Raw genomic sequence first — 25,051 nt, 5'->3', positions numbered from 1 at the left:
TGACAGTTGCGCGAGTGACCCTAAACGCGGCGCCGGGCCACGCGGTCCCAACGCCGCGCGAGCTCTCTGCAAGGAGAGACTATAATGACTGAAGTGCCGACACCAGTATTGCGCCCTGCGCGCCCCTATTTCTCCTCCGGCCCCTGCGCAAAGCCGCCCGGATGGGATGCCTCAAAAATCGCAACCGAATCGCTTGGACGCTCGCATCGTGCGAAGATCGGCAAGACGCGCCTCGCCTACTGCATCGACCTGATGCGCGAGATGCTCCAGCTTCCCGACACGCACCGCATCGGTATCGTTCCGGGCAGCGACACCGGCGCCTTCGAAATGGCGATGTGGACGATGCTCGGCGCCAAACCCGTCACGACGCTCGCTTGGGAGAGCTTCGGAGAGGGCTGGGTCACCGATGCCGCGAAGCAGCTTAAGCTCGACCCCACCGTCATTCGCGCCGATTACGGCCAGCTTCCCGACCTCACGCAGGTCGACTGGTCGAACGACGTGCTCTTCACCTGGAACGGCACCACCAGCGGTGCGCGCGTCCCCAACGGCGACTGGATCGCCGACGACCGCGGGGGGCTGAGCTTCGCCGACGCGACCAGTGCGGTGTTCGCCTACGACCTGCCGTGGGACAAGATCGACGTTGCGACCTTCAGCTGGCAGAAAGTGCTCGGCGGCGAAGGCGGCCATGGCGTACTGATCCTCGGCCCGCGCGCGGTCGAACGCCTCGAAACCTACACCCCCGCCTGGCCGCTGCCGAAGGTCTTCCGCCTCGTCTCGAAGGGCGCGCTGACCGAAGGCGTGTTTAAGGGTGAGACGATCAACACCCCGTCGATGCTCGCGGTCGAGGATGCGATCTTCGCGCTCGAATGGGCAAAATCGCTCGGCGGCCTCGACGGGCTGAAAGCGCGCAGCGATGCGAACGCCGCCGCGCTCGACAAGATCGTCGCCGACCGCGAATGGCTGAGCCACCTCGCCGCCGATCCGGCCAGCCGCTCGAAGACGTCGGTCTGCCTGTCGGTTGCAGGGGCCGACGAAGCCTTCATCAAGAGGTTCGCGGGGCTGCTCGATGGCGAAGGCGCGGCGTATGACATCGCGGGATACCGCGACGCGCCTCCGGGCCTTCGCATCTGGTGCGGCGCGACCGTCGACACCGCCGATGTCGAAGCGCTCGGCCCGTGGCTCGACTGGGCTTACGCGAGCCTCACCGCCTAATCTCTCAATCGTCATTCCCGCGAAGACGGGAATCCCGCTTTTTCCGAGTTACGCCCAGCAGCGAACAAGAAAGCGGGACACCCGCCTTCGCGGGGGTGACGAAAAATAGGAATATCGAAATGACTGCACCCAAAGTCCTCATCAGCGACAAAATGGACCCCAAAGCCGCCGCGATCTTCAAAGAGCGCGGCATTCAGGTCGACGAAATCACCGGCAAGACCAAGGACGAGCTGATCGCGATGATCGGCGAGTATGACGGCCTCGCAATCCGCTCCGCTACCAAGGTCACCGCCGACGTCCTCGCCGCCGCGACGAACCTGAAGGTTGTCGGCCGCGCCGGGATCGGCGTCGACAATGTCGACATTCCCGAGGCGTCGAAGAAGGGCGTCATTGTGATGAACACGCCCTTCGGCAACAGCATCACCACCGCGGAACATGCGATCGCGATGATGTTCGCCCTCGCCCGTCAGATTCCGGAAGCCAATACCAAGACCCAGGCTGGTAAATGGCCGAAGAATGACTTCATGGGCGTCGAGCTGACGTCGAAGACGCTCGGCCTGATCGGCTGCGGCAATATCGGCAGCATCGTCGCCGAGCGCGCGCTGGGGCTGCGCATGAAGGTCGTCGCCTTCGATCCCTTCCTGACCCCCGAGCGCGCGATCGAACTCGGCGTCGAAAAGGCCGATCTCGACACCTTGCTCGCCAAGGCCGACTTCATCACGCTGCACACGCCGCTGACCGACCAGACGCGCAACATCCTGTCGGCCGAAAATATCGCGAAAGCGAAGAAGGGCGTGCGCATCATCAACTGCGCGCGCGGCGGGCTGATCGACGAAGCGGCATTGAAGGACGCACTGGAGTCGGGTCAGGTTGCGGGCGCGGCGCTCGACGTGTTTGCGCAGGAACCCCCGGCGGCCGATCATCCGCTGTTCAGCGCGCCGAACTTCATCTGCACCCCGCATTTGGGCGCCTCTACCGACGAAGCGCAGGTCAACGTCGCCATTCAGGTCGCTGAGCAAATCAGCGACTATCTGCTCACCGGCGGCATCACCAACGCGCTCAACGTCCCAAGCCTGTCGGCCGAGGAAGCTCCGAAGCTGCGCCCCTATATGAGCCTCGCCGAAAAGCTCGGCAGCCTCGTCGGCCAGCTCGCGCACGACAATCTCACCACGATCTCGGTCGAAGTCGAGGGCGCCGCCGCCGAACTCAACCTCAAGCCGATCACCGCCGCGGTGCTCACCGGCCTGATGCGCCGCTATTCGGACAGCGTGAACATGGTCAACGCGCCGCATCTCGCTCGCGAACGCGGGCTAGACGTTCGTGAGGTTCGCCACGACCGCGACGGCGACTACCACACGCTCGTCCGCGTCACCGTCGCGACCAGCGATGGCGACCGCTCGGTTGCCGGAACCTTGTTCAGCAACGGCGATCCGCGCCTTGTCGAGATGTTTGGCATCAAGGTCGAGGCCGACCTCGACGGTCACATGCTCTATATCGTCAACGAAGATGCGCCGGGCTTCATCGGCCGCATCGGCACCGCGCTTGGCGAAGCCGGGCTCAACATCGGCACCTTCCATCTTGGCCGCCGCGCAGCCGGGGGCGAAGCGGTGCTGCTGCTGTCGCTCGATTCGCCGATGCCCGAGCCTTTGCTGTGGCAGCTCTGCCAGCTTCCCGGTGTGAAGACGGTGAAGGGTTTGAAGTTCTGATCATCCGGCGGGAGCGGTTGAAACGCTCCCGCCACCCGCCTAAGGCCGCACGCATGACCAAGGCCCCTGCCCTGCTGCCCGAAGGGCTGCGCGATCGCCTCCCCCAACAGGCGGAGGCCGCGTCGCGCGTGACCCGCGCGCTCGTCGATGCGATGCGCGCGCATGGTTATGGCCGCGTGTCGCCGCCGCTCGCAGAATTTCGTGAGACGCTGGGCGGTGATGACGACCGCAGTACCCGCGACCTCCTCCGCTTCACCGATCCGGTGTCGCAGCGCACGCTCGCGCTGCGTCCCGACATCACGCGGCAGGTCGGCCGCATCGCAACCTCGCTGCTCGCCAAGGCGCCGCGCCCGCTGCGCCTCTGCTACGCCGGACAGGTCGTGAAGCTGCGCGCGAGCCAGCTCCGCCCGGCGCGCGAGATGCTGCAGGTCGGCGCCGAACTGATCGGCAGCGACAGCGTCGCCGCAGCGCGCGAGATCGTCACCGTCGCGATCGACGCGCTGGAAGCCGCAGGCATCGGCCCCGTCACGATCGACTTCACCCTGCCCGACGTCGTCGACCTGCTCGCCAGCGGTCCGCTCCCCGTCGATGTCGATATCCAGCAGCTCCGCGACGAACTCGACGCCAAGGATGCCGGCGCGCTGACCCGGCTGGGTGCTCAAGCCTATCTGCCGCTGCTCCGCGCCACCGGCCCGTTCGATCAGGCGATTGCCGACCTCCGCGTTTTCGACACCACCGGCGTGCTGACCGCACGCATCGACGCGCTCGAAGCCATCGCGGCGCCAGTGCGCGAGCGTGTCACGCTGACGCTTGACCCCACCGAGCGCCACGGCTTCGCCTATCAAAGCTGGTTCGGCTTCCAGATTTTCGTTCCGGGGCAAGGCGATGCAGTCGGCCGTGGCGGCGGCTATTCGATTCCGGTCGGCGAACAGGAAGAAGCGGCCGTCGGCTTCTCGCTCTACCCCGATCCGCTGATCGATGCGGGGCTCGGCGCCGAAGATGACGCCGACCGCCGCATCTTCCTGCCGCTCGGCCACGATGCAGCGCTTGCGGCAAGCCTGCGCGCCGACGACTGGCAGACCGTCGCGGCACTGTCCGAAAGCGACGATGCGCGCGCGCTCGGTTGCGGCTGGCGCCTCGGCCCCGATGGGCCGGTCGAAGTCTAAAAGTCAGAAATTCCGAAACGCGGGATGCCCTGGTTGACCCCGGGCGGATCGAGCACCGTCACGTCGAGTTCGACGGGTTCGCCGATCCAGTGCCCTAGTGTCGTATGATCGGCGAGATCGTCGTCGGTGAGCGGATGCACCAGCGCCCGAAGCCCCGTCGCCTCGATCGCCGCGATCACGGCCGGAACCGCTCCACCGAGAAAATGCACCTCATATTGCGCGATCGGATGCGGCCCCGCCGCGCCATCGGTCATCACGCCGACAAACAGGATCGCGGGGTCGTTGCCGAAAGCATCGCGCAGCACCGCAGCGGCGGGCCGCTCGGCGGGGTCATAATAGATATGGGCATGATAGGGCGCGTCGGGGTTGGTCATAGCGGCATATCCTCACTCTACTCAGACGTCATTGCGAGCGTAGCGAAGCAAGCCAGAGCGTCCTACCCCGTTCTGGATTGCTTCGCTACGCTCGCAACGACGCGATTCTAACGCCCGAACACGCGTTTCAGCCACGTATCGACCGTCGCCGTCGGCGCATAAGCGGGATCGCCAAGGCTGCGGTTGATTTCGGCATGACCCTTCAGCCCCTCGCCGGGAAAGCTCCCGTGCTCGACGCGGCTTCCGCCAGTTTCAAGAGCTGCGCCCAACGCCTTCGCCTGCCGCACGCCGTCGGCGCGCTGAACATAGAGGAGCAGGAAGTCGGGCGCGTTCGGCGCACCCGCCTGTGACGTCGGCGAAACCGCTTTTTGCCGTGCCGGATCTGTCCCGAACGCCTGCGCATAGGTCTTCTGCATGATCGGCGGACCATCCTTCATCTGCGCCGCCACATCATAGGCCGCCCCGTCGATCGGGATTACGCCCGAGATGTCGGCAAAGGACAGGCCGACGCCTTTCAGATAGCGTTCGTCAGTCCCGACCAGCGCCACCAGATGCGCGCCCGCGCTATGCCCCATCAGCACGATGCGCCGCCGGTCGATGCCAAGCGTATCGGCACGGTCGACCAGCGCCTTCAGCGCGCTTGCGACATCGGCCGCCTGCTGCTCGACCGTCGCCGCGGGCACGAGCCGATAATTGATCGAAGCGAACGTGTAACCAGCCGCAGGATAATGTTCGGGTTTGAAGCGCCCCGTCGCATTGTCTTTGCTGCCGCGTTTCCACCCGCCGCCATGGACGAACAGGACCAGCGGCGCCGGTCCGTTCGTCCCTTTGGCGCGCCAGACGTCCAGCGCCTGCAACGGGTCGCTGCCATAGGAAATCATCTCGCTGCCGGGCACCTTGGGGACCTCATCCGCCCCCATGCGCTCGGCTAGCCGCTCGCGCAGTCGGTCGCGCATCTTCTCGCGCGCGTCGGCGAAGGGTGCCTGCACGCTCACGCTCGCGACCGCGAAGGTCGCCAGCGCGACATATCCAAACCAGCTTTGTTTCCTCATCGCCCATCTCCATTGTCGCAGCCGTATCAATCTCGCCCGCAAATGTCGCAAAATCATCCCGCTTTGGGTTGCCTCTCCGGCCAAATCCGCTAAGGCCGCGCCGGGCCGCGCCTGTCGTTTTGGGGCCTAGTTCAGCAGGACAGCATCATGGCAAATGTTACCGTCATCGGGTCGCAATGGGGCGACGAGGGCAAGGGCAAGATCGTCGATTGGCTCGCCAGCCGCGCCGACGCCGTGGTCCGCTTTCAGGGCGGTCATAATGCCGGCCATACGCTCGTCGTCGGCGAGCAGGTCTACAAGCTGTCTTTGCTCCCGTCGGGTATCGTCACCGGCACGCTGTCGATCATCGGCAACGGCGTCGTCCTCGACCCATGGGCCCTTCGCGACGAGATCACCAAGCTGCGCGGTCAGGGCGTCGTCATCAATGCCGAGAATTTTGCGATTGCCGACAATTGCGCGCTGATCCTGCCCTTTCACCGCGATCTCGACGCGCTGCGCGAAACCGCCGCGGGCGCGGGCAAGATCGGCACCACCGGACGCGGCATCGGCCCTGCCTATGAGGACAAGGTCGGTCGCCGTGCGATCCGCGTTTGCGACCTCGCGCACCTCGACAAGCTCGAACCGCAGCTCGACCGCCTGACCGCGCACCACGACGCGCTGCGCGCCGGTTTCAGCGAACCGCCGATCGACCGCGAGCGGCTGATCGCCGACCTCACCGAAATCGCCGACTATGTCCTCGAATATGCGCAGCCGGTATGGAAGCGTCTGAAAAAAGTCCGTAAAGCGGGCGCGCGCATATTGTTCGAAGGCGCGCAGGGCGTGTTGCTCGACGTCGATCACGGCACCTATCCCTTCGTCACCAGCTCGAACACCGTCAGCGGCACCGCCGCATCAGGCTCGGGCCTCGGCCCCGGCGCCGTCGGCTTCGTGCTCGGCATCGCCAAGGCTTATACCACGCGCGTCGGCAGCGGCCCCTTCCCGACCGAACTCGAGGACGAGATCGGTCAGAAGCTCGGCGAGCGCGGGCATGAATTCGGCACCGTCACCGGGCGCAAGCGCCGTTGCGGCTGGTTCGACGCGGTTCTGGTGCGCCAGAGCTGCGCGGTATCGGGCGTTACCGGCATCGCGCTGACGAAGCTTGACGTGCTCGACGGCTTCGACACGATCCGCATCTGCACCGGCTACCGGCTGCGTGGAAAGATCCTCGACTATTTCCCCGCCCATTCGGCCGATCAGGCCGAGGTCGAGCCGATTTACGAGGAAATGGACGGCTGGCAGGAAACGACCGCGGGCGCGCGCAGCTATGCCGACCTGCCCGCGCAGGCGATCAAATATATCCAGCGCGTTCAGGAGCTGATCGAAACCCCGATCGCACTCGTGTCGACGAGCCCCGAGCGCGAGGATACGATCCTGATCCGCGATCCGTTCAGCGACTGACGACCGCCCCGGTGGTCGCCACGTCGCGAATCGCCGCGACGAAGCCCGCCGGGTCGTCTTCCTGGATGAAGTGACCGCCCTTCAACGTGCGGTGCGCGGCGCCCTGCGTCCCCGGAACGCGGGCGGTGAACAGCGCATCGCCGCCGCGCGTGATCGGGTCGCCGTCAGAGAAGCAGCACAGGAACGGCTTGTCGAACGCCTCCAGCGCCGCCCATGCCCGCTTCTGATCGGGCACCGCGACATTCTCGCCCAGCGGCACGAACGACGGATAGATACGCGCCGCGACCTTCGATGCGCGCGTCGGGAAGGGCGCGTCATAGGCGGCAATCTCGGCGGCGCTCAGTTCGCGCTTGGTGCCGGCTTTGACGATCTTTCCGATCGGGAACACCGGGCTGTAGCGCGAAAAGGCGCGCCAGATCGCAAAGGCGCGCGGCGCAGGCTGACCTTCGGGCAGGCCGCCGTTCGACAGCGCGACGCCGGAGAAGCGCTCGGGCATTTCGGCAACGAGACGCAGCCCGATCAGCGAGCCCCAGTCCTGACAGGCGAGGATTATGTTTTTAAGGTCGAGCGCCTCGATCCATTGCCGCATCCACGCCACCTGCGCCGCATAGCTGTAAGTCCCACGATCGAGCGGCTTGTCCGAGCGGCCGAAGCCGATGAGGTCGGGCGCGACGACGCGAAAACCCGCTGCGGCCGCGGGGCCGATCATATGGCGGTACAGATAGGACCAGGTCGGCTCGCCATGCAGCATCAGCACCGGCTTTGCGTCGGCGGCGCCCTCATCGACATAATGGACGCGAAGCCCGTCCGCGATTTCGGTATATTTCGGCGCGAATGGCCAGTCGGGCAACGCTTCGAAACGCGCGTCCGGCGTGCGATATATGGTCATATTGTTGATCCCCCCATCCCCACCTTAGCCGGCAACGCGGTGCTGGCAACCACTTGCCGGACTGCGCCAAAGTCGTAGGATCTAGCGATGCGCTTCCTCACGCCCTTTGCCTGCCTGTTCCTCGCCGCCTGCGGCGCCGCAAATTCGCAGCCGCCGCTGCCCATGGGCACCAAGGCCGACCGCCTGCTCGTCGACAAGAGCGAGCGTGTGCTGATCGCCTATGCGGCGAACCGCGAAATCGTCCGCTACACGAATATCCGCTTCGGCGATGCGCCGACGGGGCACAAGCAGTTCGAGGGCGACGAGCGCACGCCCGAGGGAACATACCGGATCAACGGCCGCAACCCGGCGAGCGCCTATCATCTGTCGCTGCGCATATCATACCCCAACGCCTCCGACCGAGCTTTTGCCAAGGCAAAGGGACGCTCGCCCGGCGGCGACATCTTCATCCACGGCCAACCGAACGCCTGGCCCGGACCGCCGATCGCGCACGACTGGACCGACGGTTGCATCGCGCTGTCGAACACCGAAATAAAGCAGCTGTGGGATATCGTGCCCGACGGCATCCCGATCACCATCCAACCCTAGGAACCCATATGCCCCGCCACATCCTCGTCTTCTACGGCAGCTATCGCCGCGACCGGCAGGGCATCAAGCTTGCGCAATGGATCGTCGAGGCGATCGAGTCACGCGGCGACAGCGCCGAGTTGATCGATGCGAAGGCGGTCGACCTGCCGATGCTCGACCGCATGTACAAGGAATATCCCAAAGGCGAGGCGCCGCCCGCGATGGAGGAACTCGCAGGTAAGATCCGCTCTGCCGACGGCTTCCTGTTTGTCGCCGGCGAATATAATTGGGGGCCACAGCCGGGGCTCAAGAACCTCACCGATCACTATCTCGAGGAATGGTTCCGGCGACCCGCAGCGATCGCCTGTTACTCGGCTGGCCCTTGGTCGGGAGTGCGGGCAATGATGGGTTGGCGCGATACACTCGGCGAGATGGGAATGGCGGTGACGTCGTCGATTCTGCCCGTCGGACGGATTGGTGGGGCGTTCGATGGGGACGGCAAGCCTGTCGGCGACGATGGCGCGCGACTGGTAAAAAGCTTTCCCCGCTTCGCCGACGACCTCAACTGGTGGGTCGACGCCGCCAAGGCGCAGCGCGCGAAGGTCGACCCGCCCTATTAACCCGACTTCAGCTCGGCGTTGAGCCTGAGGCTCGCACGCCAGAAGAAGAAAGCGGGGATGAGACCGAGCCACGCGGCGCCATAGAGCACCCAGCGCACGCTTTCCTGCCCAGCGACGGGGGCGAGCGCGTCGGACAGCACGCCGAACAGGAACGGCCCGAAACCGAGCCCGATCAGATTTTGCCCGAACAGCATGACCGAGGCGGCCACGGCGCGCGCCTGCGGACGCACCAACCCCTGCACACAGCCATAGGCAGGCCCGTAATAGGCCGAGTTCAGGATCGTCGGAATGATCAGCAGCGCGACCGCGACCCGCCAGTCCTCCATGAAATAGCCAAGGAACAGGATCGGCGCCGCGAGCGCCATGCCAAAGGCCGGAAAAGTCAGGATGTGGCGCTTGTCGCGCGCGCCGAACTTGTCCGCCATCTTGCCGCCGAGCCAGGTGCCGAACACGCCGGCGAGCCCAAGCACGACCGCCATCGACAGCCCCGCTTCGGTTGTCGACAGCCCGTGGCTGCGGATGAAAAAGCTGATCGTCCACAGCGCCTTGCCATATCCGAGAAAGGCGACGACCGACGACGCGATCAATATGTAGATGAACGCGCGCGAAGCGAAGATTTCGCGCATCGCTTCGCCGGTCGAAAGCCGGGTCACCGCAGCGGCGGTCGCCGCGGCTTCGGCGGTCCGGCTATGCCGCGGCTCGCGCATCACGAACAACACGACAAGCGCGAGCAGCAAGCCCGGCGCGCCGACCATCATCAGCGCGATACGCCACCCGTAGAGATCGTTGACGATCCCGCCGATGATCAGCCCGAGCAGCGATCCGATCGGCACGCCAAGCCCGTAGAAAGCGATCGCCGATGAACGCTTTTCGGGCGCGACGCTGTCCGAAATCAGCGAGTGTGCGGCGGGGGTACACCCCGCCTCGCCGACGCCGACGCCGATGCGCGCGAACAACAGCTGGACGAAATTCTGTGCGAGCCCGCACACGGCGGTCATCGCCGACCAGATCGCGAGCGCGAGCGCGATCAGGCGGACGCGGTTCGTCCCATCCTTGTCGGCATAGCGCGCGATCGGAATGCCGAGCAGCGCATAGAACACCGCGAAAGCGGGCCCGGCGAGCAGCCCGAGCTGGGTGTCCGAAAGCCCGAGGTCGGCCTTGATCGGTTCCGCGAGGATGTTGACGATCTGCCGGTCGAGGAAATTGAAGATATAGACGATCAGCAGGATCCACAGCATCGTCCGCGTTTGCGCGGAAGCGCCGGTGGCCGGCGAGGCGATGCCCTGCGACGAGGCAGCTTTATCGGTCATTATAATCTCCCGCTGCCAAGGGAGCAGACCGGAGGGAGTGGTGTCAACGCGATTGGGGCGAACCGAAATTCCCCGCTTGCAATTGCCGCTACGGCTGCCAGCCTGCGGCGCATGCAAAAATTTTCGCTGCTCGCCGCATTCGCCTTGCTCGCCATCGCTCCTGCCGCCGCAATGCCTCCACCACTTCCCGAAGTTGAGGGCAAGGATGCCGCGACGCTGCGGGCCGAGATGGAAAGCGGGCGAATTTATGAAGGCCTGATGGCGCTCGTCTACCTCGACCGGATCGGACGGATCGACGATTATGGCCCCAAGCTCGGCGCCGTGATCGCGACGATGCCGCAGACCGACCTCAGCGCCGAGGGGAAGCGCCTTTACGACGAGCGCATGGCGGGCAAGGCCCGCGGGCCGCTTCACGGCATTCCCATTTTGCTGAAGGACAATATCGAGGCCGCCGGCCCGCTTCCGACGACCGCGGGCTCGCTTGCGCTCAAGGACAATGTGACGAACCGCGACGCCCCGATCGTCGCGCGGCTGCGCAACGCGGGCGCGATCATCCTTGGCAAGGCCAACCTCAGCGAATGGGCGAACATCCGCTCGGACAATTCGACGAGCGGCTGGAGCGCGGTCGGCGGGCTCACCAGGAATCCGCATGCGCTCGACCGCAACACATGCGGCTCATCGTCGGGAAGCGCCGCCGCCGTCGCGGCCAGCCTCGCGCCGCTCGCGATCGGCACCGAGACCGATGGGTCGATCACCTGCCCGGCCGGCGTCAACGGCGTCGTCGGATTCAAGCCGACCGTCGGGCTCGTCAGCCGCACTTTCATCGTTCCGATCAGCCACAGCCAGGACACCGCGGGGCCGATCACGCTCACTGTCCGCGATGCAGCGGCGGTGATGACGGCGATCGCGGGTAGCGACCCCGCCGACCCCGCGACGGCGGAAGCCGACGCGCGCAAGACCGACTATGCCGCCGCGCTATCGCCCGATGCGCTGAAGGGCAAACGCATCGGCGTGCTGCGCGACCGTGTCGGCGACCGCGCCGACATCGCGGCGCTGTTCGATGTGGCGCTCAAACAAATGACCCAACTCGGCGCGACGGTCGTCGAGATCGCGGACAGCCGCAAAGGCACCGAGGGCCTCGGGGCCGCCGAATTCGAGGTGTTGCTCACGGAGCTCAAGGCCGACATGGCGACCTATCTCGGCAGCCTGCCGAACGCCGCCACCCCCAGGACCCTCGCCGACGTCATTGCGTTCAACAAGGCGAACCCCGAGGAGCTGAAGTGGTTCGACCAAGGGACGTTCGAGCTGGCCGAAACGAAGGGAGGCCTCGACAGCCCCGCCTATCTCGCCGCCCGGGAAAAAGCGGTGCGCCTTGCCGGCCCCGAAGGCATCGACCGACTGCTGAAAACCCCCAATGTCGACCTGATCGTCGGGGTCACCAACGGCCCCGCGTGGATCAGCGATCTTTCGAAAGGCGATAGCTATAACGGCCCGAGCGTGAGCCAGCTGCCCGCCGTCGCCGGCTATCCGCACCTGACCGTGCCGATGGGCGCGGTCGACGGGCTGCCGATCGGCATTTCGTTCATCGGCCGCAAATGGAGCGATGCGGACATCCTTGCGGCGGGCTATGCCTATGAACAGGCGAGCCGGAAACGAGTGACGCCAACCTATCGGGCGAGCGTTGCGCCCTGATCCGGTTTCGTCATCCTCGCGAAGGCGGGGATCGTTGGCATCCCTAAAGCCCGCCCGCAGCCCCGCCTTCCCCGGGGACGTCGGTTGCTATTTCCCGCCGCGCCGCTTCTTCCAGCCCATTTCCTCAAGCTCGAGCAGTTCCATCGGCACGTGGATCGCGCGCACCGCCAGCCTGACCTCGATGAGGAACAGGATCAGCGATATAAGCAGCAACAGCATCGCCGCGGCAAAGGCCCACGACGCCGCAACCCCGAGATTGATGCCGGTAAAGGCCTGCGTAAAAAGCAGCGCAACGAGCAGGCAGACGACGATCCCGCACGCCACTGCGGAGAGGATCGAGTTGTTGATGATCCCCATCCTCCGGTCGGCGATGCGCAGTTCGGCGACGATGCGTTCATGGTCGAGCCCTTCGGTCTCCGCCCAGCGCTCCATCAGATTGCGCGAACGATCGACGACGCGCGCGAGACGCCCGGCGATGACATTGAGCAAGCTGCCGGTCGCGACCAGCAGGAACACCGGCGTGACCGACAGCTGGATCGTCTGCGCAATCGCGCCGGCGTCGAGATTCATCGGCACACCAACAAATAGGGACTGTCCCCATTTAATTTGGGCGCAGACCAACGATCCGATCGCGACGGCGTCAAATAGGGACAGTCCCTATTTACCATCGCATCATCCCCCGGCCGCAACCGACGGCGTGTTCACGCCGTGCATCGCCAGAAATTTGCGGATGTTCCGCGCCGCCTGCCGGATACGCTGCTCATTCTCGACCATCGCGATGCGGACATAGCCTTCGCCGTCCTCGCCGTAACCGACGCCCGGCGCGACCGCGACCTTGGCATGGGTGAGCAACTGCTTCGAAAATTCGAGGCTGCCCATTTCCTTGAGCGCGGGCGGCAGCGGTGCCCAGGCGAACATCGACGCCTTGGGGCTCGGAATGTCCCAACCGGCGCGGCCAAAGCTTTCGACCATCACGTCGCGTCGTTTCTGGTACAGGTCGCGGTTCTTCTGGACGATATCCTGCGGCCCGTTGAGCGCCGCGCACGCCGCCGCCTGGATCGGCGTGAACGCGCCATAATCCAGGTACGACTTCACGCGCGTCATCGCCGCGATCAGGCGCTTGTTGCCGACGGCAAAACCCATGCGCCAGCCCGCCATCGAATAGGTCTTCGACATCGAGGTAAATTCGACCGCGACATCCTTCGCGCCCGGAACCTGCAGGATCGAAGGGGTCGGGTTGCCGTCGTAATATAGCTCTGAATAGGCAAGATCAGAAAGCACCCAGACCTTATTCTCTTTCGCCCACGCGACGAGCCGCTCGTAGAAAGCGAGATCGACGGCCTCGGCCGTCGGGTTCGAAGGATAGTTGACGACGAGGATCGACGGACGCGGTACGGTGAAAGCCATCGCGCGGTCGAGCGCGCGCCAATAATCCTCGTTCGGCGTCGTCGGCACGCTGCGGATCGTCGCGCCCGCGATGATGAAACCGAAGGTGTGGATGGGATAGCTCGGGTTCGGTGCCAGCACGACATCGCCGGGGCCGGTGATCGCGGTCGCAAGGCTGGCGAGCCCTTCCTTCGACCCCATCGTCACGACGACCTCGCTTTCGGGGTCAAGGTCGACGTTGAAGCGGCGGCCGTAATAATTCGCCTGTGCGCGCCGGAGCCCCGGAATGCCCTTCGACTGCGAATAGCCGTGTGCGTCGGGCTTCATCGCAACTTCGCACAGCTTTTCGATGACATGCGCCGGCGGCGGCAGATCGGGGTTGCCCATCCCCAGGTCGATGATGTCCTCTCCCGCGGCGCGGGCGGCCGCACGCATCGCATTGACTTCAGCGATGACATAGGGCGGCAGGCGCTTGATGCGATAGAATTCATCTTCGGACATGGGAAACTAGAACAACTCCTTTGCGTATGCGTTTGAATTGACGCGAGCGGCAACCTCGCCAGCCGCGTCGCGGCTTGTTATAGGCATAATATCCGCACAGACCAGCAGGAACAGATATGAGCGATACGGGCAAAGACGACACGACCGAGGCTCCCAACCCCTTCCTGCCGTCGCCCGATGACATGCAGCATTGGACGAGTGTTATCGGCCGCGCGCAGCAAATGATGCTCGAATATGCGCTGGGCCAGGCGAACGACGGCAACGGGAGCGCTGCCGCGCTGTTCGACCCCGCCAAATGGCTCGACAATCCGGCAACGAAACTGTGGACCGAACAATCGTCGAAGATGTGGGACCAGGGCGTCGCCTTCTGGACCTCGCTCGCGACCCTGAATCCGATGACCCCCGCCAGCAGCCCGGAAGCGCAGGCGAAAGATCGCCGTTTCACCGATCCCGACTGGACCGCCAATCCGGTCTTCGCGATGATCCGCCAGACCTACGGCCTCCTCGCCGAACAGATGCTGGCGACGACGCGTCAGCTGGACGGGCCCGACCCCGCCGCGCGCGCGAAGATGGAATTTGCCGCGAAGGCGATGGCCGACGCGATGGCGCCGACCAACCTTGCGCTCACCAATCCAGAGGTCATCAAGCGCGCGGTCGAGACGCGCGGTGAAAGCCTGCTCAAGGGCCTGAAGCACATGCTGACCGACCTGTCGCGCGGCCAGCTCTCCCATGTCGATCCCGACGCGTTCGAGGTCGGGGTCAATATCGCGACGACGCCGGGCAAGGTGATCCACGAGACCGATCTTTATCAGCTCATCCAATACACACCGACGACGAAGGAGGTGCTGGCCGTCCCGCTCCTTATCTTCCCGCCGTGGATCAACCGGTTTTACATTCTCGATCTTAATCCCGCGAAAAGCTTCGTCGCCTGGGCGGTCGAACAGGGCCTCAGCGTGTTCATGGTGTCTTGGAAATCGGCCGACGCATCGATGAGCGAGATCGTCTGGGACGATTATATCGCGGCGCAGGTCGATGCGATCGACACGGTGCGCGCGGCGCTCGACGTCCCTGCGGTCCACACAATCGGCTATTGCGTAGCGGGCACGACCCTCGCGGCGACGCTCGCGATGCTGTCGGCGCGCGGCGAGGCCGAAAAGGTCAAGTCGGTGACCTTCTTCACTGCGCAGGTCGATTTCGAGCACGCCGGCGACCTCAAGATGTTCGTCGACGATAGCTATCTGGCCTTGCTTCAGCAGCTTTCGGCGCCGGGCTTCCTCGACGGCCGCTATATGGCCGCGACCTTCAACAGCTTGCGCGGGCGCGACCTGATCTGGAATTATGTCGTCAGCAATTATCTGCTCGGCAACGACTATCCGCCCTTCGACCTGCTTTACTGGAACGGCGATACGACGAACCTGCCCGCGAAGTGGCATCGACAATATCTGGTCGAACTCTACCGCGACAATCGCCTGGTCATCCCGAACAGCCTGTCGGCCATGGGAACACCGATCGACCTCAAAAAGATCGAAACCCCGGCTTTCATTCAAGCGGGGCGGGAGGATCATATCGCGCCGCTCGCCAGCGTCTGGCGTTTGATGGACCATTTGTCCGGGCCCAAGACCTTCCTGCTTGCCGGTTCAGGGCATATCGCCGGGGTGGTCAACCCACCCGCTGCGGGCAAATATCAATATTGGACCGGCGACAGCAACGCCGCGACCCTCGACGAATTTGTTGCGGGCGCCGAGGAGACCAAGGGCAGCTGGTGGCCGCACTGGATCGACTGGATTTCGCAGCAGGATAGCGCAAAAACGACGGTAAAGGGCGCGCGAATTCCCGGAAAAGGTCTGAAAAAGGCGATCGAGGATGCGCCCGGCCGCTATGTCAAACAACGGTAATATCTAGCGAATATCCTGCCTTCGGGGCGCGGCGAAAGAATTTTTGTGCAGTGCACAAAAATAGCCTTGAAATCGCCGCGCCACTCCTATATTGTGCACTGCAACATAGAGGAGTACACCGATGGCTACCAAGATGGATAGTGCCGAAAAGGCTTTCGAAGCCGCGACGCTGGAAACCGCCCCGAAGCCGGTGGCAACTCCCGCCGCTCCGGTTGAAACTGCCGCCCCGGCCGCAGTGAAGGCCGCCCCGGCCCCCGCAAAGATCAAGACGGTGAAGGCAAAAGCCAAGCCGGCCGCGAAAAAGGCTGCTGCTCCCAAGGCGGTTGCCAAGAAGGTCGCCCCCAAGAAGGCGACCGTGAAAATTGCATCCAAGCCCCTCAAGGCCGCACCGAAGCCGGTCGCAGCCGCCACCAAAGGATTCAAGACCATGAACGACACCGTCAAGAAGTTCGCCGACGAAGCGAAGACCCGCACCGAAGCCCTGACCGCCGACTTCAACGCGAAGGCCAAGGAAGCGATGAGCAAGACCAGCAAGCTTGCTGAAGAAGCTGTCGAATTCAACAAGGCGAACGTCGAAGCGCTCGTCGAAGCCGGCAAGATCGCTGCCAAGAACATGGAAGTGATTGGCCAGGAGGGCGTGACCTTCGCTCGCAAGAGCTTTGAAGACACGACCGCCGCGCTGAAGGGCTACACCGCCGTCAAGACCCCGGCCGACTTCTTCAAGCTCTATGCCGAAAACAGCAAGAAGGCTTTCGACGCCGCTGTTGCGCAGACCTCGAAGACCAGCGAACTCGTCGTCAAGCTGACGAACGAAAGCTTCGCGCCGATCTCGAACCGCGTTTCGGTCATCACTTCGAAGCTGAAGGCCGCTTAAGGCGCTTTCAACTTCCGTTGGCGCGGGCACTTCCCCCTCCCTCCCCGCCTGCGCCGACACCCCCAAGGCCGCTCGCTTCCGCGGAAGCGGGCGGTTCTTGTTTTTTTGGGGTGCGATAGCCGGCTGGCGAACGAGAGGTTAAAATCCGCGCGCGCGCCTCTTGCGCTTCGCCCGCAGCTTGCGATATTCCGGTTCATGATGTTTCCAGTTTCGACCACGCTTCCGCCCCGCGCCATGGCGGACAAGGACGACGGCTCGCCGGGCACCCCCGGAGTCGGCATCGCGACGCGCACCCGTGCGAAGGCCAAAAAGCCCTCGATGTACAAGGTGCTGCTGCTCAACGACGATTACACGCCGATGGAATTCGTCGTGATGGTGCTCCAGCGTTTCTTCAACATGGATATCGAACAGGCGACGCAGGTGATGCTGCACGTCCATCAGCAAGGCGTCGGCGTCTGCGGTGTGTTCAGCTATGAAGTTGCGGAGACCAAGGTCAATCAGGTGATGGACGCCGCACGGCAGGGCCAGCATCCACTGCAATGCACGCTGGAAAAGGCCTGACGCCTATTCGGCCGCCGGCTTCTGCGCCGCAGCGAGCATCTCCGAAAATTCCGGAAACACCCGGCGGTACAGGACCGCAGCCGCCGCTCGGTCGGCCAGGCCGAAGCCGGAGCCTACAAGCAACCGGGCAAAATTCTTTCCTGCAGGGCTTTCGATGAAACCACGTGCGGCGATCAGGTCGGCCGCCGACATAAACCGAAACTGATTGCCAACCGCAGCTTCGATGTTGGAGCGCTCCTCGGGCCAGACCGCGCCTGCGCGGGCAGAAACGGCGGCATAAAATGCGTCGCGAACGGCGGGCTCGCGAACATCGGGATGAATCGTCGCCAGCCAGCTGAGCGCGTCGCCGGACACTGCGGAAACCGTCCGATACCGCAAACTTCCCTCGTCGAGGTCGGCCAGCAGATCGTGCGCCAACCTATCGGCTTCCATCATCGCTGCCGGGTCGGGTGGTGGCGGCGGTGGCGGAATCGCATGCGCGGGCACTGAAAAAGCGGAGAGGGTAGCAAGGCAGAGCCAGGATCGACCGCGCAAATTCGCCTCCTTCACATCGAGACGAGAGCGTATCACAACGTGGCCGGACGTCTATCCCGTCCGTCCCGCCAGCTCAGCCCTGAGCGCCTCCGACGGTTCGCCCTTCAGATCGCCATAGCGAAGCGGCTCTTCGCACCCGGGGCAGACGGTCGACGTTCCGACATCGGCTCCGCAGGCGCGATGGGTATAGCGCATCGCCGGGCCTGACCCCGTCTCACCCGCCGCATAGGCCCAGCGCTCTGCCCAGTTCCGCATCGCGTAGAGAACGTCGAACAGATCCTTCCCTTTCGCGGTCAGGCGATACTCGTGGCGCGGCGGGCGCGCCTGATAGGCTTGGCGCTCGACCACTCCCTGCTCTTCCATCAGCTTGAGCCGGGAGGAGACAAGCTGCGGGCCAATCCCTGTATTCACCGCGATCACCTCGAAGCGCCGCCGTCCAAAGAACAGCTCGCGCAGGATCAGCAACACCGCGCGGTCGCCAAGCAATTCGGCCGACCGGCCGACAGGGCAGAATGTATCCGACAGATCGGTGCGTTTGGGCATTGCTCTACTCCACGGCAAAATTATCGCTTGTCACTATGATTATCATAGTTACTATCGGGCACAAGAGGAGAGTCGCGCATGCCCAATCCCGCAGCCGTCATCATCGGGGCCGGAGACGCCACCGGCGGCGCGATCGCCCGCGCCTTTGCCGCCGAGGGCCTCACCGCCTGCGTCAACCGCCGTACCCGCAACGCCGACCAGCTCGAAGCGCTCGCGCAGTCGATTCGCGACGGGGGGCATCTGGCGCGTGCCTTTCCCGCGGACGCCCGCGAAGAAGACGCGATGATCGCGCTGTTTGACCAGGTCGAGGCCGAGGTCGGTCCGGTCGAGGTCGCGGTGTTCAACATCGGCGCGAACGTCAACTTCCCGATTAGCGAGACGACCGTCCGCGTCTATACCAAGGTCTGGGAAATGGCGTGCCTCGGCGGCTTCCTGATGGGGCGCGAGGCGGCGAAGCGCATGGCGACGCGCGGCCGCGGCACGATCATCTTCACCGGCGCGACGGCATCCTTGCGCGGGGGATCGGGTTTCTCGGCCTTTTCGGGTGCGAAAGGAGCACTCCGCATGCTGGCCCAGTCGATGGCGCGTGAATTGGGGCCGCAGGGCATCCATGTTGCGCACACGGTGATCGACGGCGCGATCGACACCGATTTCATCAAGGGCCGCCATCCCGATTTCGATAATGCCAAGGCGCAGGATCTGATCCTCAACCCGGCCGCGATCGCGGCCAATTATGTGATGCTCCACAAACAGCCCAAAAGTGCGTGGACCCACGAACTCGACCTCCGTCCCTGGGGAGAAACATGGTGAGCAAAAGCCTCGAACTGATCTTCGATTTCGGCAGCCCGAACGCCTATCTTTGCATGAAGGCGCTGCCCGAACTGCTCGATCGCACCGGCGCCGAACTGATCATCACCCCCTGCCTGCTCGGCGGCATCTTCAAGGCGACGGGCAACAAGGCGCCGATGATCCAATATGCCGACGCTCCCGCAAAGCTCGCCTATGAAAATCTGGAGATGCGGCGGTTTATCGAGAAGCATGGCCTCACCAAATTCCGCATCAATCCGCACTTCCCGGTCAACACGCTGACGATCATGCGCGGCGCCGTCGTCGCCGACGACGAAGGCAATCTCGACGATTATGTCGATGCGGTGAACCGCGCGATGTGGGAAGACGGCCTGAAGATGGACGACCCCGAGGTCATCGCGACCTTCCTCTCGGCAAACGGCTTCGATGGCCCCGCGATCCTTGCGCGCACGCAGGAGCCCGAGATCAAGGCAAAGCTGATCGCCAACACCGAGGCCGCGGTCGCGCGGGGGGTGTTCGGCATCCCGACCTTTTTCGTCGGCAGCGAGATGTTCTTCGGCAAGGACCGCCTGGCGCAGGTCGAGGAGGCGCTCGCCTAACTTTCGGCCGCCGACTGTGGCGGTCGCCCGGCAACCACGATCCCGGCAACGATCAGCGCCAGCCCTGCGATATGGAACAGGTGCAGCAATTCGCCGAGGAACAGCATCGCGAGCCCGGCGCCCATCAGCGGCATCACATTCATATATTGTCCGGTCGCCGCCGACCCGATCAGCTCGACTCCGCGGTTGAAGAAAAGATAGGCGAGGAAGGAAGGGAAGATCGAGACATAGGCGATGGCGAGCGCGCTACCCATCGCCGGAACGATCAGCCGTCCCGACCAGAGTTCATGCGCATAGACGGGCACGATCACCACGATCCCGACGACAATCGAGGCCGCGAGAAAGCTGAGCGGATGAACGGCAGGACGGCGGCGAAGCAGGACCGAATAGAGCGCCCACAGCAGCACCGCGCCGCCGATGATCGCGTCGCCGATATTGAGCTGTAGACCCCACAGCATGGCAGGGTCGCCGCGCGCGATGATCGCGAGCACCCCGATGAGCGAGATCAGCACCCCCGCGACCTGACGCAGGCTTGTCCGGTCGCCCATAACCAACGCGCCCGCTACAAGAACGAGCGCCGGGAGCGCCGACTGGATCAGCATCGAATTGAGCGCAGTTGTGCTCTGGAGGCCGGTGTAGAGTAGCAGGTTGAACGACCCGATCGCCAGCGCGCCAAGCAGCGCCACGATCGTCCAGTTCGCCCGCAACACGGGCCAGTCGCGCTTCAGATGCGGCCAGGCGAGGGGCAGAAGCAGCAACAGCGCAAAGGTCCAGCGCCAGAAGGACAAGGCCGCGGGCGGCACCAGATCGCGCGCGGCGCGGCCGACGATCGAATTTCCGGCCCAGAACAGCGCCGTGATCGTCAGCAGCCGATAAGCCCGCGACCATATCGCTGCTGCGGGTCCGCCATCCTTGGCCATTGAAGTCTCACCCCCGCTCTCGTCTCGGCATTCGTCATTCCGGCTTGCGCCGGGATGACTGCGATAGCGGAAGCGCCCCTTCTGTCTAGGTGAAGTCGAGCTGGATGATGTCGCTCGGTGTCGCGCGGCAATACATTTCGACCTGCTTGGCGCCGTCGGGGTAGGTCGCGGTCATCGTCGCACGAATGCGCCAGCCGCCATTGCCCTGTTCGAGCGACACCAGCTTGTCGTAGGACAGCCGCGTTCCACCGGTAATGCCGATCTGCCGCGCCGCGTCGTTCATGCAATTTTGCACCGATGGGCGCGCCGCAGCTGGCAGGTTGCCGAGGTTCGCGCTCAGCGTCGCCGGTCCGCGCGATGGATGCGTCGTCACGCTTTCTTCGGTCGTGGCGGTGTCTCCGGCCTTTTTCTTTTTCTGGCTTGCGAGCAACGCGATCAATCCGCCCGCAACGACGATGCCGCCGATGATCAGCCCGGTGCTCGGCCCCTTGTCCTTGTCCTTCTCGGGCGGCCGGACATTCCGGTAGCCATAGCCGAATTCGGCGCGGCAGCCCTTGTCGACCCAGATATATTCGCCCGTGTAACCCCATTGGCGCCCGGCGTTGCACTTGCCGGCGATCTTGCGCACGAGTTCGACGCGATCATTCGTCCGGACATTGCACTGCTGATATTTATAGCTCCACGATTCGCAGTTCAGCGTGCCGGCATAGTCATCGACAGGCTGCGGCAGTGGAGTCGGATAACCGCCGCCGTCATTCGCATAGCCATAAGCAAATTCAGCCCGGCATCCGCCCGACACCCAGATTTGGTTGGCCGTGAAGCCCCAGTCGCGTCCCTTCGAACAGCGCCCGCCGATCACCCGCTGCAAATCGACGCGATTGTCGGTGCGGACGTTGCAACGCTGGGTGTTGTTATTCCGTGATTCGCAGCGGATCGTCCCCTGATAGCCATAGCCGTTGCCCGGGCGCGGTGGCTGAATCTGCGGTCCGCCCGGCGGTGGATAGGGATAAGTCGTCGCTTGCGGCATCGCCGGAACAACAAGCTGGCTGGCGATCAACGTGGCCGTAGTGACGATGGTGACGACATTATTCCGCATGACCTTCTCCCCTGTGAAAAGTCGTTCCGTTTTACGCTATGCCAGTTAACCCCGTTCTCAAGGCGAATAGTTTCATATTTTCACTGGGAAAGCCACGACGAAAGCCGCGCGTCGCCGGCGGTAGCTCGACCAAGCGCGTGCCTTCCCTTATTCTGCCGGATCGATTAGCCTGCGGCTCCCCGGGTCGCGCCACAGCAGGGGATCCGACAATGCCTACCTCGATCATCGACGGCAGCATCGAAACCGCCGACCTCAAACGCGCCAAAGGGGGCGTGTCGATTTTCCGCAGCATCACCTTTCAACAGGCCGACGGCATAACGCGAACGATCCGCAACGCTGTCGTGAAGGATAATGTCGCCGCCGAACTGGTGCCGGGCGCGCGCGGCCGCTTTTATCTTTACAACGCGTTCGACCTGAAGGGGATCCACGGCGTCCGCTCCGCCGACGGACGCGACGTCTATGGCTTTGCAGGTAATAACCAAAAGATTTTCCTGATCCTCGGCATCGTCAACATCGCGTGGATCATCTTGATTCTGGCGACGCGCGGCGGCGTTCCGGTGCTTGGCGTCGCGTTGTTGATCCTCTCGGTCGTCGGCTATATCTTCATGAGCAAGGGCCAGCGCGAGGCACAGACCCAGTTCGACAGCGACGTGGGATATCGACTGCCGCCGCCCGCATAGTCAGTCCGCTTGCGCGGCCCCACGCATGCGCTAAAGACAGCCGATGGATCAGATCGTCATTCGCGGCGGCCAGCGACTCAAGGGCCGTATCCCCATCAGTGGTGCCAAGAATGCGGCGCTCACGCTGCTGCCGTGCGCGCTGCTCACCGACGAACCGCTGACGCTGCGCAACCTGCCGCGGCTCGCGGACGTCGATGGCTTCGGGCACCTGCTCAACCAGCTCGGTTGCTCGACGACGATCGAGGGATCGCGGCCCGAGGATTTCGGCCGCGTGATGACCGCGCGCACGACGACGCTGACCTCGACCGTCGCGCCCTATGACATCGTCCGCAAGATGCGCGCCTCGATCCTTGTGCTGGGCCCGCTGCTCGCGCGCGCCGGCGAAGCCACCGTGTCGCTGCCCGGCGGCTGCGCGATCGGCAACCGCCCGATCGACCTTCACTTGAAAGCCCTCGAAGCGTTCGGGGCCGAGATCGAGCTCACATCGGGTTATGTCAAAGCCGTCGCGCCCGGCGGGCGCCTCGCGGGCGGGAAGTTCACCTTTCCCGTCGTGTCGGTCGGCGCGACCGAAAATGCCTTGATGGCGGCGTCGCTCGCCAGGGGCACCTGCGTCCTCGAAAATGCGGCGCGCGAGCCCGAAATCGTCGACCTGTGCAACTGCCTCGTCGCAATGGGCGCGCATATCGACGGCATCGGCACCGAAACGCTGACGATCGAGGGCGTCGATCGGCTTCATGGTGCGACTTATCGCGTCATGGCCGATCGTATCGAGGCGGGCAGCTATGCCTGCGCCGCCGTGATTACCGAGGGCGACGTCGAACTCGTCGGCGCCAAGGCCGACGAGATGGAAGCGACGCTCGCCGCGCTCCGCCAGGCCGGCGCGACAGTCGAGGAAACCAAGGGCGGAATCCGCGTCGCGATGTCGGGCCGCGCCGAACCCGTCACTTTGTCGACCGCGCCCTATCCGGGCTTCGCAACCGACATGCAGGCGCAGTTCATGGCGATGGCAACGCTCGGCAAGGGCGCGTCGCTGTTCACCGAAACGATCTTCGAAAACCGCTATATGCACGTTCCCGAACTGGCGCGCATGGGCTGCGACATCGATGTGCGCGGCCGCAGCGCCGTGGTGCGCGGGGTCGATCAACTGGTCGGCGCGCCGGTGATGGCGACCGATCTGCGCGCTTCGATGAGCCTGATCATCGCCGGCCTCGCCGCCGAGGGCACGACAGAGGTCAACCGCGTCTATCACCTCGACCGCGGTTACGAGCGGCTCGAAGAGAAATTGCAGGCGGTCGGCGCCGATATCGAGCGGATCAGCGCGGGCTGACACCCTTTGTCAGATGTTCGGCGCGACCATAGGTGCCCCGCGCATCGATCTTGATCCAGTCGCCGAGCAATTTCAGATAGCCGTCGGTGATCCGGGTGACCTCGCGTGACCCATCGGCCGCCGTCGTAAATTCGAACATGCCATGGTCGGTGTCGGGAAACAGATAGACGTCGACCGGCTTGCCCGCCTTCGCGAGGCCGAGCAGCGCCCCGCGCGTCGTCTCGATCGGCGCCTCGCGATCCTCGCCCGCGAGCACCCAGAGCAGCGGGGTGTCGAGCTTTTTCAGCGCGGCGACCGCATCATAGTCCCAGATCAGTTCGAGATTGTCGACGCGCGCGCGGCCGATGCGGCGCAAATCGTCGTTCGGCATGCGTGCGATCGCGCCGCTATATTCGCCCTCGATCTTCGCCGCCCATGGCTTGCCCGCCATCTCGGCCCGCACCGCGTCGAGCGCCTCATAACCGGTGTGAAAATCGGACAGCAACAACCCTGAAGTCGCTTGCGACAGGCGATTGACCAATGCAACCGCATCGTCGCCAAGCCCGGCGGCGCGCACTTCCGACACCATCTGTTCGCGGTCCTCCTCGATCGGCGAGGCGACGAGCCCGAAACCGATCGCAACGAAATCAGCCTTGGTGCGCGTCGCTGCGAGCGGGGCGACCCAGCCGCCCTGGCTACCGCCGAAAAAGCCTGCACGGCCGGAACGCCCCGCTGTCATGCTGCGAGCCTGTTCGAGTGCGTGCGCGGCATCTTCGGCGAGCAGTTCGAAATTCTGCGTATATTCGCCTTCGGACCCGCCAGTGCCGCGCTTGTCATAGACGAAGACCGAAAGGCCTTGGGCCGCCATCGCATAGCCATAGACGCCGCCGATCGGCGAGGTGCGTTCGGACCCGTGTACCATGACGACGAGCGGTCGCTTCGCATCGGGCGCGCCCGGCGGCTCGATCAGCACGCCGGTCATTTTCGTCCCGACGCTGTCGAAGGTCGCGGGGGTTTCGCGAAAGGCGATCGGCTTCCACGTTTTGCCGTTCACTGCCACGCCTTCGGCTCCACAGGCCAGCGGGGCGGCGGCATCCGACGTCGCGCCGCGCCGGCCGTCGCGGAACAGGTAGCGCAGCGCCGGAGCGGGAACCGCCGGCGTCTGGACAAGCACGACGAAATCGCCATCGGGCGCGGTGTAGGTGCCTGCCGTGCATATGGACTGCGCCGCGACCGGTGTCGCCGGGAGGGCTGCGAAAAAGAGGAGCGCGCTGGTGAATATCTTCATGAGGCCGTATTAATACGGCAATACACTGATGGCAAC

The 25,051-nt window shown here is 64.3% G+C and carries 25 protein-coding genes; 14 read left to right on the top strand and 11 right to left on the bottom strand.

Annotation, left to right across the window (positions count from 1 at the left end):
• Positions 1 to 84 precede the first annotated feature (84 nt).
• The 3 genes from AC3A43_RS15605 to AC3A43_RS15595 all read left to right on the top strand — a co-directional run bounded on the left by AC3A43_RS15605 (position 85) and on the right by AC3A43_RS15595 (position 4,084).
• Entirely contained in the window at positions 85 to 1,212 is a 1,128-nt protein-coding gene (locus tag AC3A43_RS15605) for a phosphoserine transaminase (protein WP_487793464.1), read from the top strand.
• Between the two features lie 119 nt (positions 1,213 to 1,331).
• The gene (serA, locus tag AC3A43_RS15600; RefSeq protein WP_487793463.1) at positions 1,332 to 2,918 is read left to right on the top strand and encodes a phosphoglycerate dehydrogenase; all 1,587 of its coding nucleotides are present in this window, start codon (positions 1,332 to 1,334) and stop codon (positions 2,916 to 2,918) included.
• Positions 2,919 to 2,971: 53 nt separating this feature from the next.
• Complete coding sequence (locus AC3A43_RS15595; RefSeq protein ID WP_487793462.1) at positions 2,972 to 4,084, top strand: ATP phosphoribosyltransferase regulatory subunit; 1,113 nt, start codon at positions 2,972 to 2,974, stop codon at positions 4,082 to 4,084.
• Here the strand turns inward: AC3A43_RS15595 and AC3A43_RS15590 are convergent.
• Together AC3A43_RS15590 and AC3A43_RS15585 are read right to left on the bottom strand one after the other, a co-directional pair.
• Positions 4,081 to 4,458 carry a DOPA 4,5-dioxygenase family protein gene (locus AC3A43_RS15590; protein ID WP_487793461.1) on the bottom strand — a complete coding sequence of 126 codons (378 nt, stop codon included), beginning with the start codon at positions 4,456 to 4,458 and terminating at the stop codon, positions 4,081 to 4,083. The two genes, AC3A43_RS15595 and AC3A43_RS15590, sit on opposite strands and share 4 nt — an antisense overlap.
• A 107-nt stretch (positions 4,459 to 4,565) precedes the next feature.
• Positions 4,566 to 5,378: an alpha/beta hydrolase gene (locus AC3A43_RS15585; protein ID WP_487793780.1), complete on the bottom strand. Its 813-nt coding sequence runs from the start codon at positions 5,376 to 5,378 to the stop codon at positions 4,566 to 4,568.
• A 279-nt stretch (positions 5,379 to 5,657) separates the two neighbouring features.
• Between AC3A43_RS15585 and AC3A43_RS15580 the strand changes: the two genes are divergently transcribed.
• Positions 5,658 to 6,947 carry an adenylosuccinate synthase gene (locus tag AC3A43_RS15580; protein WP_487793460.1) on the top strand — a complete coding sequence of 430 codons (1,290 nt, stop codon included), beginning with the start codon at positions 5,658 to 5,660 and terminating at the stop codon, positions 6,945 to 6,947.
• Here the strand turns inward: AC3A43_RS15580 and AC3A43_RS15575 are convergent.
• Positions 6,937 to 7,836, bottom strand: a complete 900-nt coding sequence (locus tag AC3A43_RS15575; protein WP_487793459.1) for a haloalkane dehalogenase — start codon at positions 7,834 to 7,836, stop codon at positions 6,937 to 6,939. The two genes, AC3A43_RS15580 and AC3A43_RS15575, sit on opposite strands and share 11 nt — an antisense overlap.
• 87 nt (positions 7,837 to 7,923) lie before the next feature.
• On the opposite strand from AC3A43_RS15575, the gene AC3A43_RS15570 reads away from it, so the two are divergent.
• Positions 7,924 to 8,424 (top strand): L,D-transpeptidase family protein, encoded by a 501-nt coding sequence (locus AC3A43_RS15570; protein WP_487793458.1) that lies wholly within the window; start codon positions 7,924 to 7,926, stop codon positions 8,422 to 8,424.
• A gap of 8 nt (positions 8,425 to 8,432) precedes the next feature.
• Positions 8,433 to 9,023 (top strand): NADPH-dependent FMN reductase, encoded by a 591-nt coding sequence (locus AC3A43_RS15565; protein WP_487793457.1) that lies wholly within the window; start codon positions 8,433 to 8,435, stop codon positions 9,021 to 9,023.
• On the opposite strand, the gene AC3A43_RS15560 is transcribed toward AC3A43_RS15565, so the two are convergent.
• A complete protein-coding gene (locus AC3A43_RS15560) occupies positions 9,020 to 10,333 on the bottom strand; it encodes a spinster family MFS transporter (protein ID WP_487793456.1) in 1,314 nt (437 codons plus the stop codon). The genes AC3A43_RS15565 and AC3A43_RS15560 overlap by 4 nt on opposite strands.
• Positions 10,334 to 10,444: 111 nt before the next feature.
• Between AC3A43_RS15560 and AC3A43_RS15555 the strand changes: the two genes are divergently transcribed.
• Positions 10,445 to 12,025 carry an amidase gene (locus AC3A43_RS15555; protein ID WP_487793455.1) on the top strand — a complete coding sequence of 527 codons (1,581 nt, stop codon included), beginning with the start codon at positions 10,445 to 10,447 and terminating at the stop codon, positions 12,023 to 12,025.
• Positions 12,026 to 12,112: 87 nt separating this feature from the next.
• Here AC3A43_RS15555 and AC3A43_RS15550 read toward each other — a convergent pair whose 3' ends face one another.
• A complete protein-coding gene (locus AC3A43_RS15550) occupies positions 12,113 to 12,595 on the bottom strand; it encodes a DUF2721 domain-containing protein (RefSeq protein ID WP_487793454.1) in 483 nt (160 codons plus the stop codon).
• Between the two features lie 102 nt (positions 12,596 to 12,697).
• Entirely contained in the window at positions 12,698 to 13,912 is a 1,215-nt protein-coding gene (locus AC3A43_RS15545) for an LL-diaminopimelate aminotransferase (protein ID WP_487793453.1), read from the bottom strand.
• A gap of 116 nt (positions 13,913 to 14,028) precedes the next feature.
• Here AC3A43_RS15545 and AC3A43_RS15540 point away from each other — a divergent pair, with 116 nt between their 5' ends.
• The 3 genes from AC3A43_RS15540 (at position 14,029) to clpS (ending at position 17,242) form a co-directional block, all read left to right on the top strand.
• Positions 14,029 to 15,807 (top strand): PHA/PHB synthase family protein, encoded by a 1,779-nt coding sequence (locus tag AC3A43_RS15540; RefSeq protein WP_487793452.1) that lies wholly within the window; start codon positions 14,029 to 14,031, stop codon positions 15,805 to 15,807.
• A gap of 121 nt (positions 15,808 to 15,928) precedes the next feature.
• Positions 15,929 to 16,681, top strand: coding sequence for a phasin family protein (locus AC3A43_RS15535; RefSeq protein ID WP_487793451.1), 753 nt, complete (start codon positions 15,929 to 15,931; stop codon positions 16,679 to 16,681).
• 198 nt (positions 16,682 to 16,879) lie between these two features.
• Positions 16,880 to 17,242 carry an ATP-dependent Clp protease adapter ClpS gene (gene clpS, locus AC3A43_RS15530; RefSeq protein WP_487793779.1) on the top strand — a complete coding sequence of 121 codons (363 nt, stop codon included), beginning with the start codon at positions 16,880 to 16,882 and terminating at the stop codon, positions 17,240 to 17,242.
• Positions 17,243 to 17,245: 3 nt separating this feature from the next.
• On the opposite strand, the gene AC3A43_RS15525 is transcribed toward clpS, so the two are convergent.
• Together AC3A43_RS15525 and AC3A43_RS15520 are read right to left on the bottom strand one after the other, a co-directional pair.
• On the bottom strand, positions 17,246 to 17,659 hold the full coding sequence (locus AC3A43_RS15525) for a hypothetical protein (protein ID WP_487793450.1): 414 nt from the start codon (positions 17,657 to 17,659) through the stop codon (positions 17,246 to 17,248).
• Between the two features lie 168 nt (positions 17,660 to 17,827).
• On the bottom strand, positions 17,828 to 18,319 hold the full coding sequence (locus AC3A43_RS15520) for a winged helix-turn-helix transcriptional regulator (protein ID WP_487793449.1): 492 nt from the start codon (positions 18,317 to 18,319) through the stop codon (positions 17,828 to 17,830).
• Positions 18,320 to 18,397: 78 nt separating this feature from the next.
• Between AC3A43_RS15520 and AC3A43_RS15515 the strand changes: the two genes are divergently transcribed.
• The gene (locus AC3A43_RS15515; RefSeq protein ID WP_487793448.1) at positions 18,398 to 19,129 is read left to right on the top strand and encodes an SDR family oxidoreductase; all 732 of its coding nucleotides are present in this window, start codon (positions 18,398 to 18,400) and stop codon (positions 19,127 to 19,129) included.
• Entirely contained in the window at positions 19,123 to 19,725 is a 603-nt protein-coding gene (locus AC3A43_RS15510) for a DsbA family protein (protein WP_487793447.1), read from the top strand. Before AC3A43_RS15515 ends, AC3A43_RS15510 begins: the two co-directional genes overlap by 7 nt.
• On the opposite strand, the gene AC3A43_RS15505 is transcribed toward AC3A43_RS15510, so the two are convergent.
• Both AC3A43_RS15505 and AC3A43_RS15500 read right to left on the bottom strand, forming a co-directional pair.
• A complete protein-coding gene (locus AC3A43_RS15505; protein ID WP_487793446.1) occupies positions 19,722 to 20,645 on the bottom strand; it encodes a DMT family transporter in 924 nt (307 codons plus the stop codon). The genes AC3A43_RS15510 and AC3A43_RS15505 overlap by 4 nt on opposite strands.
• Before the next feature lie 85 nt (positions 20,646 to 20,730).
• Positions 20,731 to 21,741 (bottom strand): DUF3011 domain-containing protein, encoded by a 1,011-nt coding sequence (locus tag AC3A43_RS15500; RefSeq protein WP_487793445.1) that lies wholly within the window; start codon positions 21,739 to 21,741, stop codon positions 20,731 to 20,733.
• A gap of 209 nt (positions 21,742 to 21,950) precedes the next feature.
• On the opposite strand from AC3A43_RS15500, the gene AC3A43_RS15495 reads away from it, so the two are divergent.
• Positions 21,951 to 22,421, top strand: a complete 471-nt coding sequence (locus AC3A43_RS15495) for a hypothetical protein (protein WP_487793444.1) — start codon at positions 21,951 to 21,953, stop codon at positions 22,419 to 22,421.
• Positions 22,422 to 22,464: 43 nt separating this feature from the next.
• Positions 22,465 to 23,748 (top strand): UDP-N-acetylglucosamine 1-carboxyvinyltransferase, encoded by a 1,284-nt coding sequence (gene murA / locus AC3A43_RS15490; RefSeq protein ID WP_487793443.1) that lies wholly within the window; start codon positions 22,465 to 22,467, stop codon positions 23,746 to 23,748.
• Here the strand turns inward: murA and AC3A43_RS15485 are convergent.
• Positions 23,735 to 25,015, bottom strand: coding sequence for an alpha/beta hydrolase family protein (locus AC3A43_RS15485; RefSeq protein WP_487793442.1), 1,281 nt, complete (start codon positions 25,013 to 25,015; stop codon positions 23,735 to 23,737). The two genes, murA and AC3A43_RS15485, sit on opposite strands and share 14 nt — an antisense overlap.
• Positions 25,016 to 25,051: the final 36 nt, after the last annotated feature.

The sequence above is a fragment of the Sphingopyxis sp. Soil_C_28 genome, from assembly GCF_057657055.1.
This window is presented reverse-complemented; position numbering and strand designations above follow the sequence as displayed.